Annotated in this window: 13 protein-coding genes and 2 tRNA genes; all 15 read left to right on the top strand. The window is 47.0% G+C overall.

Features of this window, described 5'->3' with window-relative positions; genetic code table 11:
- The first annotated feature begins 8 nt into the window (after nt 1-8).
- The 15 genes from nqrF (at nt 9) to nuoL (ending at nt 13,333) form a co-directional block, all read left to right on the top strand.
- Nucleotides 9-1,232 carry an NADH:ubiquinone reductase (Na(+)-transporting) subunit F gene (gene nqrF / locus ACN0W5_RS06860; RefSeq protein ID WP_417453411.1) on the top strand — a complete coding sequence of 408 codons (1,224 nt, stop codon included), beginning with the start codon at nt 9-11 and terminating at the stop codon, nt 1,230-1,232.
- Nucleotides 1,233-1,647: 415 nt separating this feature from the next.
- A tRNA-Asp gene (locus ACN0W5_RS06855) sits at nt 1,648-1,724 on the top strand.
- Between the two features lie 30 nt (nt 1,725-1,754).
- A tRNA-Asp gene (locus ACN0W5_RS06850) sits at nt 1,755-1,831 on the top strand.
- A gap of 271 nt (nt 1,832-2,102) precedes the next feature.
- Nucleotides 2,103-2,474 (top strand): NADH-quinone oxidoreductase subunit A, encoded by a 372-nt coding sequence (locus tag ACN0W5_RS06845; protein ID WP_417453410.1) that lies wholly within the window; start codon nt 2,103-2,105, stop codon nt 2,472-2,474.
- Complete coding sequence (locus tag ACN0W5_RS06840; protein ID WP_046505071.1) at nt 2,465-3,019, top strand: NuoB/complex I 20 kDa subunit family protein; 555 nt, start codon at nt 2,465-2,467, stop codon at nt 3,017-3,019. Before ACN0W5_RS06845 ends, ACN0W5_RS06840 begins: the two co-directional genes overlap by 10 nt.
- Before the next feature lie 35 nt (nt 3,020-3,054).
- A complete protein-coding gene (locus ACN0W5_RS06835; protein WP_417453409.1) occupies nt 3,055-3,675 on the top strand; it encodes an NADH-quinone oxidoreductase subunit C in 621 nt (206 codons plus the stop codon).
- Nucleotides 3,675-4,853 carry an NADH-quinone oxidoreductase subunit D gene (locus ACN0W5_RS06830; protein ID WP_299373880.1) on the top strand — a complete coding sequence of 393 codons (1,179 nt, stop codon included), beginning with the start codon at nt 3,675-3,677 and terminating at the stop codon, nt 4,851-4,853. Before ACN0W5_RS06835 ends, ACN0W5_RS06830 begins: the two co-directional genes overlap by 1 nt.
- The gene (gene nuoE, locus ACN0W5_RS06825) at nt 4,850-5,455 is read left to right on the top strand and encodes an NADH-quinone oxidoreductase subunit NuoE (RefSeq protein ID WP_417453408.1); all 606 of its coding nucleotides are present in this window, start codon (nt 4,850-4,852) and stop codon (nt 5,453-5,455) included. The genes ACN0W5_RS06830 and nuoE overlap by 4 nt, the downstream gene beginning before the upstream one ends.
- Complete coding sequence (nuoF, locus tag ACN0W5_RS06820) at nt 5,455-6,747, top strand: NADH-quinone oxidoreductase subunit NuoF (RefSeq protein ID WP_417453585.1); 1,293 nt, start codon at nt 5,455-5,457, stop codon at nt 6,745-6,747. The genes nuoE and nuoF overlap by 1 nt, the downstream gene beginning before the upstream one ends.
- 9 nt (nt 6,748-6,756) lie before the next feature.
- Nucleotides 6,757-8,823, top strand: coding sequence for an NADH-quinone oxidoreductase subunit NuoG (nuoG, locus tag ACN0W5_RS06815; protein ID WP_417453407.1), 2,067 nt, complete (start codon nt 6,757-6,759; stop codon nt 8,821-8,823).
- Nucleotides 8,816-9,847 (top strand): NADH-quinone oxidoreductase subunit NuoH, encoded by a 1,032-nt coding sequence (nuoH, locus tag ACN0W5_RS06810; RefSeq protein ID WP_299373871.1) that lies wholly within the window; start codon nt 8,816-8,818, stop codon nt 9,845-9,847. The genes nuoG and nuoH overlap by 8 nt, the downstream gene beginning before the upstream one ends.
- Nucleotides 9,848-9,903: 56 nt before the next feature.
- Entirely contained in the window at nt 9,904-10,392 is a 489-nt protein-coding gene (gene nuoI, locus ACN0W5_RS06805; RefSeq protein ID WP_299373868.1) for an NADH-quinone oxidoreductase subunit NuoI, read from the top strand.
- 73 nt (nt 10,393-10,465) lie between these two features.
- Nucleotides 10,466-11,080 carry an NADH-quinone oxidoreductase subunit J gene (locus tag ACN0W5_RS06800; protein WP_417453406.1) on the top strand — a complete coding sequence of 205 codons (615 nt, stop codon included), beginning with the start codon at nt 10,466-10,468 and terminating at the stop codon, nt 11,078-11,080.
- Nucleotides 11,081-11,082: 2 nt separating this feature from the next.
- A complete protein-coding gene (gene nuoK, locus ACN0W5_RS06795; RefSeq protein ID WP_046505092.1) occupies nt 11,083-11,394 on the top strand; it encodes an NADH-quinone oxidoreductase subunit NuoK in 312 nt (103 codons plus the stop codon).
- A gap of 7 nt (nt 11,395-11,401) precedes the next feature.
- Nucleotides 11,402-13,333 carry an NADH-quinone oxidoreductase subunit L gene (gene nuoL, locus ACN0W5_RS06790; protein ID WP_417453405.1) on the top strand — a complete coding sequence of 644 codons (1,932 nt, stop codon included), beginning with the start codon at nt 11,402-11,404 and terminating at the stop codon, nt 13,331-13,333.
- Nucleotides 13,334-13,335: the final 2 nt, after the last annotated feature.

Below are 13,335 nucleotides of genomic sequence, written 5' to 3'. Positions count from 1 at the left end.
AGGCTCAATTGATCACATTTGGATTAGGCATCCTGCTTTTTACACTGATCGTTCTGGCGCTTGTCACGATTATTCTTGCAGCACGTTCTAAACTGGTTTCTACCGGAAACGTTGATATCACTATTAACGGTGAGAAAACAATTTCGGTTCCAGCTGGTGGAAAATTGTTGCAAACATTGGCTGAACAGAAGCTTTTTGTGCCTTCTGCTTGTGGTGGTGGCGGTACTTGCGCGCAATGCCGGGTGAAAATTTTCTCAGGCGGAGGCTCTATTCTGCCGACCGAAGAAGGCCACATCACTAAACGAGAGGCCTCTTGCGGGGATCGCCTATCCTGCCAAGTTGCAGTTAAGCAGGATATGGAAATCGAAGTTCCTGAAGAAGTCTTTGGTGTTAAGAAATGGGAATGTACGGTTCGTTCTAACGAGAACGTGGCGACCTTTATTAAGTCATTGATCCTTGATTTGCCCGAAGGCGAGGATGTGAATTTCCGCGCTGGTGGATACATTCAGATCGAAGCGCCGGCACATAAACTGACATATAAAGATTTCGACGTTGAAGAAGAGTATCGGGAAGATTGGGACAAGTTCAATCTTTGGCAATTCGAATCGACTGTTGCCGAGCCTGTTGAGCGTGCTTATTCCATGGCGAACTATCCGGAAGAACGTGGAATGATTATGCTTAATGTCCGTGTGGCATCGCCGCCACCCGGTACGCAAGGTATTCCTCCGGGACAGATGTCATCTTATATCTTCAACCTGAAGCCTGGGGACAAGGTGACGATCTCTGGTCCGTTTGGTGAATTTTTTGCTCGTGATACTGATAAGGAAATGGTCTTTATCGGTGGCGGTGCTGGTATGGCACCGATGCGCAGTCACATTTTTGATCAGCTTAAGCGTCTAAAGAATAAGGATCGTAAGATCACATTCTGGTACGGGGCTCGATCAAAACGGGAAATGTTCTTTGTTGAAGATTTTAACCAGTTGGCTGCCGAGTTTCCGAACTTTACTTGGCATGTGGCGTTGTCTGATGCCTTGCCTGAAGATGATTGGGATGGGTACACGGGCTTTATTCATAACGTGCTTTATGATGAGTATCTTAAAAACCATACGGCACCAGAAGATTGCGAATATTATATGTGCGGTCCGCCGGTCATGAATTCCTCGGTAATTAACATGCTCCTTGAACTTGGAGTCGACCGAGAAGATATTATGTTAGACGATTTCGGTGGCTAACATCGAAACTGAAAATGGCCAGAGTAATGCTCTGGCCATTTTTTTATGTGGTTGTTTTGTTAAACCTTTTTATAGGCGTGACGATCATGGGGTGTTGTTAACCTATATGTAATTTTCTTATTAGTTACTTTTTCCTATATAAAAAATGTATTCAAGATTTGTATGAAAAGATTTTTTATTAGTCACTCTACAAAATGGAGCGCGATTCTATATTTTTATGTGGGGAAGAGAGGTCGAGTTTTTCAACTATTACCGCTCTTAAATCGATTCGTTAGATCATTGATGCTAAAGGATTTTCTTCTTATTTTAGGCTTTATTCAAAAAACTAAAAAAAAACTGTCAAAAATCTATTCCGTCGCTTGACAGGGGCAGGGTACTACACTAAATAAACCCTCGTCCGCAGGGATGGTTATGTGGGGGTGTAGCTCAGTTGGTTAGAGCGCTGGCCTGTCACGCCAGAGGTCGCGAGTTCAAGTCTCGTCATCCTCGCCATTTAACCGTCCACCGATGGCACTCTTCTGCGGGGGTGTAGCTCAGTTGGTTAGAGCGCTGGCCTGTCACGCCAGAGGTCGCGAGTTCAAGTCTCGTCATCCTCGCCATCATTTCTTATGATACTCCTTATATCCCTTAAGACATTGCAAATGTTTATCCTGTAGAACGGAATGTGTTTTCTTCAGTTCTTCGGTTAATACTTGATTCCACTACTGGGATAATACGATTTTTTCTGGATTGTGGCGATTCTATGTTTGCTTATGTCGCCTTTGGGCGATATTTAATACATACTTAAAAAATAGGGCCATAAAGGCCTCTTGTCATATTCGACATGAAAGGTGATTTGCGCGGTAACCCTCGTGCAGATTGTATGGAGAGATGGGCTTAGATGGGATGTTGGCGGAATACCTGCCAATTCTGATCTTTCTCGGAATTGCAGTGGGTCTGGCTATCGCAATGATGCTGGCTTCTGTTATCATGGCTAAACAGCACCCTGATTCAGAGAAAATCAGTACTTATGAGTGTGGCTTCGAAGCGTTTGATGACGCGCGTGGCCGTTTTGATGTGCGCTTCTACCTAGTGGCAATCCTCTTCATTATTTTCGACCTTGAAGTCGCCTTCCTGTTCCCTTGGGCCGTATCACTGGGTGATATCGGTTTCTTTGGTTTCTGGTCGATGGTGGTCTTTTTGGTCATTTTGACGATTGGCTTTGCATACGAATGGAAGAAAGGGGCATTGGAATGGGAGTAATCTCTAATCCAGCTCTCAAGCAAGGGGCACCGCTGCCGCCAGGTCCGGAACAAGATCTTGTTCTGCAAAACGTTGGCGAAGAACTCGCTGAACGTGGCTTTGTGTTGGCGCGTATGGATCAGCTTACAGGTTGGGCACAGTCTGGGTCTTTGTGGCCGATGACTTTTGGGTTGGCTTGTTGCGCGGTGGAAATGATGCACGCGGCGTGTAGCCGTTATGACATGGACCGTTTTGGAATGGTTTTCCGCCCGTCGCCTCGTCAGTCAGATGTGATGATTGTTGCTGGTACACTTACCAACAAAATGGCGCCGGCCTTGCGTAAGGTTTATGATCAGATGCCAGAACCTCGTTGGGTTATCTCAATGGGGTCTTGTGCAAATGGCGGCGGCTATTATCACTATTCTTATTCTGTCGTTCGTGGCTGTGACAGAGTTGTTCCTGTAGATATTTATGTTCCTGGGTGTCCGCCGACGGCTGAGGCGCTTATTTATGGCATTCTACAGCTTCAAAAGAAAATCAAACGAACCGCGAAATTCCGCAGGTAGCCTATCTCGGGCATTCCTAAATACTGGTGAACCATATGAATCAGGCTTTACTGGACTTGGGCGATTTTATCGCCACTACCTTGGGAGAGGCGGTAACTGGAACTGAGCTTAGAAATGACGAACTTGTCATCTGGGCAAAGTCAGATACCCTCCTTCAGGTTATAAAGTTCCTACGAGACAATCAAAACTGTCAATTCAGGCAGCTGGTGGAATTGACTGCGGTCGATTACCCGGCCAGAGAAGAGCGTTTTGAACTCGTTTACTGTCTTCTATCTCTTACCCATAATCAGCGTATCAAGATCAAGTTTTCAACAAGCGATGAAACGCCAGTTGAATCCGTGACAGGGCTTTTCAGTTCTGCGATCTGGTACGAACGTGAAGTATGGGATATGTACGGCATCTTCTTTGCCAACCACCCGGATCTTCGTCGTATACTGACCGATTACGGTTTCGAAGGGCATCCGCTACGCAAAGACTTCCCGCTTACAGGCTATGTAGAAGTCAGGTATGACGAGACACAAAAGCGCGTTGTTTATGAACCCGTGAAACTGACACAGGAATTCCGGAACTTCGATTTCTCCAGCCCGTGGGAAGGTATTGTGAACCTGCCAGGGGATGAAAAGGCCGAACAGGAAAATGAAGAGGGGGCTGCTTAATGGCTGAAGCAACGATTAAGCCGCTTACGCTGAACTTTGGTCCTCAGCATCCGGCTGCGCATGGTGTTCTTCGTCTGGTTATGGAGATGGACGGCGAGATCATTGAACGGGCAGACCCGCATATTGGTTTGCTACACCGCGGAACAGAGAAGCTTATTGAATATAAGACCTATTTACAGGCAATTCCTTATTTTGACCGCCTTGATTATGTCGCGCCGATGAACCAAGAGCATGTTTTTGCTCTTGCTGTTGAAAAGATGCTTGATATCGAAGTTCCAAAGCGTGGCCAGTATATCCGTGTTCTCTATTGTGAAATCGGTCGTATTCTAAATCATCTTTTGAATATCACGACCTTTGCGATTGATGTTGGTGCTATGACACCAATCCTCTGGGGCTTTGAGCAACGTGAAATCTTGATGGAATTCTACGAGCGTGCTTGTGGTGCCAGACTGCACGCTGCTTACTTTCGTCCGGGTGGTGTTCATCAGGACCTTCCTGCCGGATTACTGTCTGATATTTCAGAATTTTGCGAGAATTTCCCGTCCTTTATTGATGACCTCGAAGGTTTGCTGACTGAAAACAGGATTTTTCGTCAGAGGACAGTTGATATCGGTGTCATGAACTTTGACGAAGCGATGGATTGGGGACTTTCTGGCCCAATGATCCGTGGTTCCGGTATCGCATGGGATCTTCGTAAATCACAACCTTACGATTGTTATGACGAACTGGATTTCGATATTCCAGTTGGGAAGAACGGTGATTGTTTCGACAGATATCTTGTTCGTGTCGAAGAGATGCGTCAGTCCTTGCATATTATGAAGCAGTGCATCGAGAAAATGCCCGAAGGGCCTGTTCTTGCGCCAAATCACAAAGTTACCCCTCCGCGTCGTGATGACATGAAACGCTCTATGGAAGCGTTGATCCACCACTTCAAACTTTATACAGAAGGTTTCCACGTTCCTGCTGGTGAAACTTACATCGCGGTCGAAGCTCCCAAGGGAGAGTTCGGTGTTTATCTTGTCGCTGACGGATCAAACAAGCCGTACCGCTGTAAAATCAAAGCACCGGGATTTGCGCACCTAGCTGCCATGGATTATATGTGCCGCGGGCACATGTTGGCTGACAGTGTTGCTATTCTGGGTTCAATGGATATCGTCTTCGGCGAGGTTGACCGATGAAAACCAGTAGTTTTCCAAAAGCCAAAACAGGCGACTTTAAGTTTACCGAAGAAAACCTTCGTGAAGCAGAAAAGATTGTTGCCAAGTACCCTGAAGGCCGTCAGGCCAGCGCGATCATTAGTCTATTCTATATCGCGCAAAAACAGAACGACGGCTGGCTACCGCCTGAAGCAATTGAATATGTTGCTGAATATCTTGAAATTGCGCCAATTCGTGCACACGAAGTTGCCACCTTTTACACGATGTTTAACCTCAAGCCTGTGGGTAAGTACTTTATCCAGGTGTGCCGGACAACACCGTGCTGGTTAAACGGATCAGACAATATTTTGAAAGCGGCAATGGATAAAATTGGCGTTAGTAAGGTTGGTGACGTCAGTGATGACGGTCTTTTCTCGGTTGTTGAAGTTGAATGTATGGGCGCATGTTGTAATGCGCCAATGGTTCAGATTAACGATTGGTATTACGAAGATCTTTCCCCTGAACGCATGATGGAAATTGTGGAAGAGCTTCGCGCAGGCAAAGATGTGCCAATCGGATCACAAATTGGTCGTCTTACATCTGCGCCAGAGGGTGAGCGTACAACCCTAAAAGGGGGTGAATGATGCCACTTTTAGATGATAAAGATCGTATTTTCCAAAATCTTTACGGACAGGATGACTGGGGGCTTGAAGGTGCCAAGAAACGTGGCATTTGGATAGGTACCAAGGATCTGGTTGCGCTTGGTCGCGAAGAAATTGTCAATCGTATGAAAGACTCTGGCCTGCGTGGTCGTGGCGGTGCGGGTTTCCCGGCTGGCATTAAATGGTCTTTCATGCCGAAAGAAGATCCGAGCCGTCCGAGTTATCTGGTTGTCAACGCGGATGAATCAGAGCCTGGATCCTGTAAAGACCGTGAGATCATGCGTAATGATCCCCATACGCTTATCGAAGGTTGCCTGATTGCTGGTTTCGCAATGGGCGCTCATACGGCTTACATCTATATTCGTGGTGAGTATTATCTAGAATCCACGCGATTGGAAGCTGCGATTGAGCAGGCAAGAGCAGATGGATTACTGGGTGACGATGCCTGCGGTTCTGGCTGGGCGTTTGACGTGCATGTTCATCGCGGTGCCGGTGCTTATATCTGTGGTGAAGAAACGGCGCTTCTGGAAAGTCTGGAAGGCAAAAAAGGCCAACCTCGTCTGAAACCTCCGTTCCCTGCTGCTTGTGGTTTGTATGGATGTCCAACAACTGTGACCAATGTGGAAACAGTTGCTGTGTCACCGACCATTTTGCGCAGAGGTCCTGATTGGTGGAAACAGTTTGGCCGTGAGAATAACACCGGTACAAAGATTTTCTCTATATCCGGTCACGTGAACAAGCCCTGTAACGTCGAGGAAGCGATGAGCATTCCTCTGCGTGAGCTTATTGAAAAGCATGCGGGTGGTGTTCGTGGCGGTTGGGATAATCTGCTTGCAGTAATTCCGGGTGGATCATCTGTTCCAATGCTGCCAAAGCATGTGTGTGATACCATGACCATGGATTTCGATGCACTACGCGAAGCGGGATCCGGTTTGGGAACAGCGGCGGTTATCGTGATGGATAAATCCACCGATGTTGTCGAAGCTATCTGCCGACTTTCACATTTCTATCAACACGAAAGCTGTGGCCAGTGTACGCCATGCCGCGAAGGAACGGGATGGATGTTCCGTCTTATGCAGCGCATGGTTCGCGGCGAAGCTGATGTTGAAGAAATCGATATGCTTTGGGATGTTACAAAGCAGGTTGAAGGTCACACGATTTGTGCGCTTGGTGATGCTGCAGCTTGGCCGATCCAGGGCTTGATCCGGAATTTCCGTCCGGAATTAGAGCGCCGGATTAACGAATACAAGCAATCGCGCCAGGCAGCGGAGTAGGAGAGACTGATGCCAAAGTTGACGATTGACGGTAAAGAGATTGAAGTCGCAGACGGCCTGACAGTTCTTCAGGCTTGCGAACTTGCGGGGGCAGAAATTCCACGTTTCTGTTACCACGAACGTCTTTCCGTCGCCGGTAATTGCCGGATGTGTCTGGTCGAAATGGAACGTGCCCCGAAACCGATTGCATCTTGTGCAATGCCGGTTGGTGAAGGCATGGTGATCAAGACAGATACCGAGGTTGTTCAAAAAGCCCGTAAAGGGGTGATGGAATTCCTTTTGATCAATCACCCGCTTGATTGCCCGATCTGCGATCAGGGTGGTGAGTGTGATCTTCAGGATCAGGCCATGGCCTTTGGTCTTGATCATGGACGTTACAAAGAAAGCAAACGGGCGGTTACTGAAAAATATATGGGGCCATTGATCAAGACGATCATGACCCGCTGTATTCAGTGTACACGTTGTGTGCGTTTCTCGACTGAGGTTGCTGGTATTGAAGAAGTTGGTCTTTTAAATCGTGGTGGTCATGTTGAGATCACGACTTTGGAAAAGGCTGTTAATACTGAACTGTCCGGTAATCTGGTTGATGTTTGCCCTGTCGGTGCGTTGACGTCCAAACCTTATGCGTTCAATGCCCGTCCTTGGGAATTGAAAAAGGTAAACTCCATTGATGTGATGGATGCTGTCGGATCGAACATTCGTATTGATGTTCGTGGTCGTGAAGTGCTTCGTGTTCTTCCACGTATCCATGAAGATGTGAACGAAGAGTGGATCACCGATAAAACCCGTTACATTACAGATGGGTTGAGCCGTCAGCGTATTGATCGCCCCTATGTCCGTGTTGATGGCAAGTTGAAAGCAGCATCCTGGGATGAAGCCTTTGCCGCGATCAAAGGGAAATTATCTTCTCTTAAAGGAAATGAAATTGCGGCGATTTCTGGCGATCTGAACGATGCAGAATCCATGGTGGCTCTGAAAGACTTTATGGCTAATCTAGGGTCTGAAAATATCGACTGTCGTCAGGACGGCGCCAAGTTGAGCGCTGATGATCGTTCAACCTATCTCTTTAACAGCTCTATTGCTGGTATTGAAGAAGCCGACGCTGTTCTTCTTGTCGGAACAAATCCACGTTGGGAAGCCGCCCTCATTAATGCAAGATTGCGCAAACGCTTCCTAGAAGGTGGCTTTAAAGTAGGTATGATCGGTGAAGCAGCCGATCTGACTTATGAATATGAGTACTTAGGTGCAGGCCCGGACACTTTGAAAGAAGTTACATCTGGTAAAAGCTCTTTTGCTGATGTGCTGAAGGACGCCAAGAAGCCAATGATTATTGTTGGTATGGGCGCGTTGACCCGGGATGATGGTGCTGCAGTTTTAGCTGAAGCAAAAGCAATTGCCGATAAATACGGTCTTGTTCAGGATGACTGGAACGGTTTCAATGTTCTTCATACGGCAGCTTCTCGTGTTGCTGGCCTGGATCTAGGCTTGGTGCCGGGTAAGAACGGTGCTGATGTTGCTGGTATTCTGGATGGTGCTGAAAAAGGATCTATCAAAGCTGTTTACCTATTGGGTGCAGATGAGATTGATACTTCTAAGCTGAAGAATGCTTTTGTGATCTATCAAGGGCACCATGGGGATGCAGGCGCTTCGGCTGCGGATGTGATTTTACCGGGTGCGGCCTATACCGAGAAAAACGGTACCTATGTGAATACAGAAGGCCGCGTTCAATTGGGACGTCTTGCGACGTTCCCTCCGGGTGAAGCCAGAGAAGATTGGACTATTCTTCGTGCATTGTCAGAACAGGTTGGTGAGGCACTGCCTTATGATAACCTTGGGCAACTGCGTCAAAGAATGATCGACGTTAATCCTGTCTTTGCTGCAATTGACCAAGTCTCAACAATTGGCTTGGGCGATGTAGCAAAGAGTACGGGGAAACTATCTTCTGATCCTTTCACAAGTAACATCAAGAATTTCTATATGACTGATCCGATCAGCCGTTCATCTGAAACGATGTCTGCCTGTACAGAGCAATTTGTACTGGGTAAAGAGCAGGGAGCTACTGGAACAAATGGTTGAATTCTGGGAAGGATACGCTCTGCCAACGATCATGATCGTTGCGCAAATTATGGTAATTGTCGGTCCTTTGCTGATCGCGGTGGCCTATCTTACGCTGGCGGAACGTAAAGTTATCGGTGCGATGCAGCTTCGCAAAGGACCAAACGTTGTTGGGCCTTTTGGTGCGTTGCAACCTTTTGCCGATGCGGTCAAGTTGATGATGAAGGAGACTATTCTTCCTTCGGGATCGAACAAGATCATCTTCATCATGGCACCAATGCTTACGTTTATTCTGAGTCTTGTTGCTTGGGCCGTTATTCCTTTTGGCGAAGGTCTGGTTGTTAGTGATATCAATGTCGGTATTCTCTACCTTTTCGCGATCTCATCACTGGGTGTTTATGGCGTGATTATGGCGGGGTGGGCTTCTAACTCGAAGTATCCTTTCATTGGTGCGCTTCGTTCCGCGGCTCAGATGGTGTCCTACGAAGTTTCCATGGGGTTGGTGATTGTTACCGTTCTCTTGTGCGTAGGATCATTAAACCTGTCAGATATCGTGATGGCGCAAAAAGGGAATTACGGCCTTTTGAACTGGTATGCGTTCCCGTTGCTGCCAATGTTTGTGATCTTCTTCATTTCCATTCTGGCCGAAACAAACCGTTCACCATTCGATTTACCCGAGGGCGAATCAGAAATCGTGGCGGGTTTCATGGTAGAGTATTCTTCCATGAGCTTTGCGTTATTCTTCCTTGGGGAATACGCAAACATGATCCTGATGAGTGCAATGGCTACAATTCTTTTCCTTGGTGGCTGGTTGCCGCCTTTGGATATTGCGCCGTTGAACTGGATACCTGGTCCTGTTTGGTTCTCATTAAAGATTGCAATGGTTCTTTTCTGTTTCCTATGGGTTCGTGCCACATTCCCGCGCTTCCGTTATGACCAACTGATGCGTTTGGGATGGAAAGTTTTCCTGCCGTTTTCCCTATTATGGGTGTTCCTGACGGCTGGCGTACTGGTTGGTTTTGACCTGTTACCTGTGGCTCAATAGGAGATCTGGTGATGGAAAAGAAAATAATAAAAAGAAATATGGAGAGATAGAGGACGATGGCTTTTATGAAAAACCCAGTCCGCAGTCTTCTTTTGACCGAACTGCTTTCCGGAATGGCTTTGACGCTTAAATACTTCTTTAAGCCAAAGGTCACCCTTAACTACCCATACGAAAAAGGGCCAATTAGCCCCCGTTTTCGTGGAGAGCATGCTTTGCGCCGCTACCCGAATGGGGAAGAGCGTTGTATCGCCTGTAAGTTGTGCGAAGCTATTTGCCCGGCACAGGCGATTACAATCGAAGCTGAGCCGCGTGATGACGGTAGTCGCCGTACAACACGCTATGACATTGATATGACGAAGTGTATCTATTGCGGATTTTGCCAAGAGGCTTGCCCGGTGGACGCAATTGTCGAGGGACCAAACTTTGAGTTTGCGACTGAGACACGTGAAGAGCTTTTCTATGATAAAGACAAGTTACTTGCGAATGGCGACCGTTGGGAAACCGAAATTGCGCAGAACATCGCGTTGGATACTCCTTACCGCTAAAAGCTTGGGATAAAAAAGTGTTTATGAAAAAAATCATATGCCAACACCAGGCCTATAAAGAAAGGGTAGCCAAATGATCGTTCAGGCGCTCGTCTTCTATCTATTTGCAGCAGTTGCCATTGCTTCGGCAGTTATGGTGATTTCTTCCAAGAATCCGGTTCATTCGGTTCTGTTCCTTATCCTCTGTTTCTTTAATGCGGCTGGTCTTTTTGTGCTGATGGGGGCTGAATTCCTCGCGATGATCCTCGTGGTCGTTTATGTCGGGGCTGTGGCAGTTCTCTTCCTCTTTGTTGTGATGATGCTTGATATCAATATCGAGCGTGCACGACAGGGCTTTAAGCAATATTTGCTGATTGGCGGTTCTATCGGTCTGGTTCTCTTTATGGAACTTGTCGTGATCTTGTCTTCATCATTCACAGCACCTGATGTTATGGCTACGGCGGCTGTGCCAATTCCCGATATGGACACTGTTCATAACACGCGGGCTTTGGGGCAGGTGCTTTACACTAAATACGCATACCTCTTCCAAGCTTGTGGTTTGATCTTATTGGTTGCGATGGTCGGAGCAATTGTTCTGACGCTCCGTCAGCGTGACGGTGTTCGTAAACAGGTTATTTCTGATCAAATCAACCGTAGTCGTGAAGAGTCCGTTGAAATCAAAAAAGTATCCAGCGGGAGTGGAATCTAACCATGTTAGAAATTGGTCTAGCCCATTACCTAGTTGTCGCGGCTGTTTTGTTTACCCTAGGTATCTTCGGTATCTTTCTGAACAGAAAGAACGTCATTGTTATTATGATGTCGATTGAGCTTATGCTCTTGGCCGTGAACATCAACTTTGTGGCTTTCTCTACCCATATGGGTGATCTGGTTGGTCAGGTCTTCGCCGTCTTTATTTTGACTGTTGCTGCTGCTGAGGCGGCGATTGGTCTGGCGATCCTGGTTATCTACTTCCGTAATCGCGGGTCAATCGCGGTTGAAGATATCAACATGATGAAAGGCTAATCCGACGATGGAAAACTTTATAGTCTTTCTCCCTCTGTTAGGTTCATTTATTGCCGGTCTGTTTGGCAAGTGGATCGGCGATCGCGGAGCCCAAGTACTAACTACTGGGTTACTACTTGTATCAGCTGTTTTATCATTCGTTGTTTTCTTTGATGTCGCCATTGATGGAAACGCGCGGACAACACATTTGTTTACCTGGATTAATTCTGGTGATTTTCAGCTATCCTGGGCGTTGAAAATTGATACACTAACAGCCGTAATGCTGATTGTTGTCACTGTTGTCTCGTCAATGGTGCACCTCTATTCAATTGGTTATATGTCCGAAGACAAGTCAATTACGCGCTTCTTTTCGTACCTGTCACTTTTCACCTTTTTCATGCTGATGCTGGTTACTTCTGATAACCTTGTTCAGATGTTCTTTGGTTGGGAAGGTGTTGGTCTGGCGTCATACCTGCTGATTGGTTTCTGGTATGAAAAGGCGTCGGCATGTTCGGCAGCGATGAAAGCGTTTCTGGTCAACCGAGTTGCTGATATTGGCTTTGCTCTTGGCATTATGGGTGTTTTTGTCCTCTTTGGTTCTGTCAACTTTGCTGAAATTTTCCCTCAGGCAGAGGGGCTATCGACAGCTCAGTTCACATTCCTTGGCTATGAAGGGCATGCCCTGACAATTATTTGTCTGTTGCTCTTTGTTGGTGCAATGGGCAAATCAGCTCAACTTGGTCTGCACACATGGTTGCCTGATGCGATGGAAGGCCCGACCCCTGTTTCTGCGCTTATTCACGCGGCGACAATGGTGACAGCGGGTATCTTCATGCTTTGTCGTTTCTCGCCTGTGTTTGAATATGCACCTGCAGCGCTGGAAGTTGTTACTTACGTTGGTGCCGCAACGGCCTTCTTTGCAGCAACAATTGGTCTGACTCAGTTTGATATCAAACGCGTAATTGCCTATTCAACCTGTTCACAGCTTGGCTATATGTTCTTTGCGATCGGTGTATCTGCTTATGGTGGTGCTATTTTCCACCTGATGACACACGCTTTCTTTAAAGCGCTGTTGTTCTTAGGTGCTGGTTCTGTGATCCATGCGATGCACCACGAACAGGATATGCGTAAGATGGGTGGTATCTGGAAAATGATTCCGGCGACCTATCTTCTTATGTGGATCGGGTCAATTGCCTTGGCGGGTATTCCACCGCTTTCAGGATATTTCTCGAAAGATCTTATCCTTGAAGCTGCTTATGCTGATCATTCCACACAGGGTATGTTTGCCTTCTGGGCGGGGACAGCTGCTGCCTTTATGACAGCATTTTATTCCTGGCGTCTGCTGATCATGACCTTCCATGGTAATCCGCGTGCGGATGAACACACTATGAAGGGCGTTCACGAATCACCAATGGTGATGATGATCCCATTACTTGTTCTGGGTGTTGGTGCTCTCTTTGCTGGGTGGTTGGGATACAATTATTTCGTGGGTGATCTTAAAGCAGAATTTTGGGGTGATTCACTTCTGGTTCTAGCTGCAAATGATACGGTTGAAGCGGCACACCATGTTCCGACATGGGTGAAGCTTGTACCATTAATTGCAGCGATCAGCGGGATTGTTCTGGCATATGTTTTCTATATGTTCGTGCCAAGCCTTCCTGCGACTTTCGTGTCAATCATCAAACCAATCCATACCTTCGTTTACAGGAAATGGATGTTTGATGAACTCTATGACTTTCTCTTTGTACGTCCTGCTGTCAAGATTGGCCGCTTTCTCTGGAAATCCGGGGATGGTGCTGTAATTGATGCTTACGGACCAGATGGGGTGAGTTCGCTTACACGCATTCTTGCGGGTAAAGCGAGCCGTCTACAAAGCGGATATGTCTATCATTACGCATTTGCCATGTTAATCGGGGTTGTTGCCCTGATTACCTGGTATATCGTTTCCAACGCAGGTTAAGG

This window comes from Kiloniella sp. (genome assembly GCF_048270245.1).
Classification (GTDB): Bacteria; Pseudomonadota; Alphaproteobacteria; order Kiloniellales; family Kiloniellaceae; genus Kiloniella.
Note: the sequence above shows the minus strand (reverse complement) of the source record. Positions and strands in the feature narration are given on the sequence as shown.

Coding starts and splice junctions, on each gene's coding strand:
- nuoG (WP_417453407.1), top strand. CDS start 6,757: ATGCCAAAGTTGACGATTGACGGTAAAGAGATTGAAGTCGCAGACGGC.
- ACN0W5_RS06840 (WP_046505071.1), top strand. CDS start 2,465: ATGGGAGTAATCTCTAATCCAGCTCTCAAGCAAGGGGCACCGCTGCCG.
- ACN0W5_RS06800 (WP_417453406.1), top strand. CDS start 10,466: ATGATCGTTCAGGCGCTCGTCTTCTATCTATTTGCAGCAGTTGCCATT.
- nuoK (WP_046505092.1), top strand. CDS start 11,083: ATGTTAGAAATTGGTCTAGCCCATTACCTAGTTGTCGCGGCTGTTTTG.
- nuoF (WP_417453585.1), top strand. CDS start 5,455: ATGCCACTTTTAGATGATAAAGATCGTATTTTCCAAAATCTTTACGGA.
- nuoL (WP_417453405.1), top strand. CDS start 11,402: ATGGAAAACTTTATAGTCTTTCTCCCTCTGTTAGGTTCATTTATTGCC.
- ACN0W5_RS06830 (WP_299373880.1), top strand. CDS start 3,675: ATGGCTGAAGCAACGATTAAGCCGCTTACGCTGAACTTTGGTCCTCAG.
- nuoE (WP_417453408.1), top strand. CDS start 4,850: ATGAAAACCAGTAGTTTTCCAAAAGCCAAAACAGGCGACTTTAAGTTT.
- ACN0W5_RS06845 (WP_417453410.1), top strand. CDS start 2,103: ATGGGCTTAGATGGGATGTTGGCGGAATACCTGCCAATTCTGATCTTT.
- nuoH (WP_299373871.1), top strand. CDS start 8,816: ATGGTTGAATTCTGGGAAGGATACGCTCTGCCAACGATCATGATCGTT.
- ACN0W5_RS06835 (WP_417453409.1), top strand. CDS start 3,055: ATGAATCAGGCTTTACTGGACTTGGGCGATTTTATCGCCACTACCTTG.
- nuoI (WP_299373868.1), top strand. CDS start 9,904: ATGGCTTTTATGAAAAACCCAGTCCGCAGTCTTCTTTTGACCGAACTG.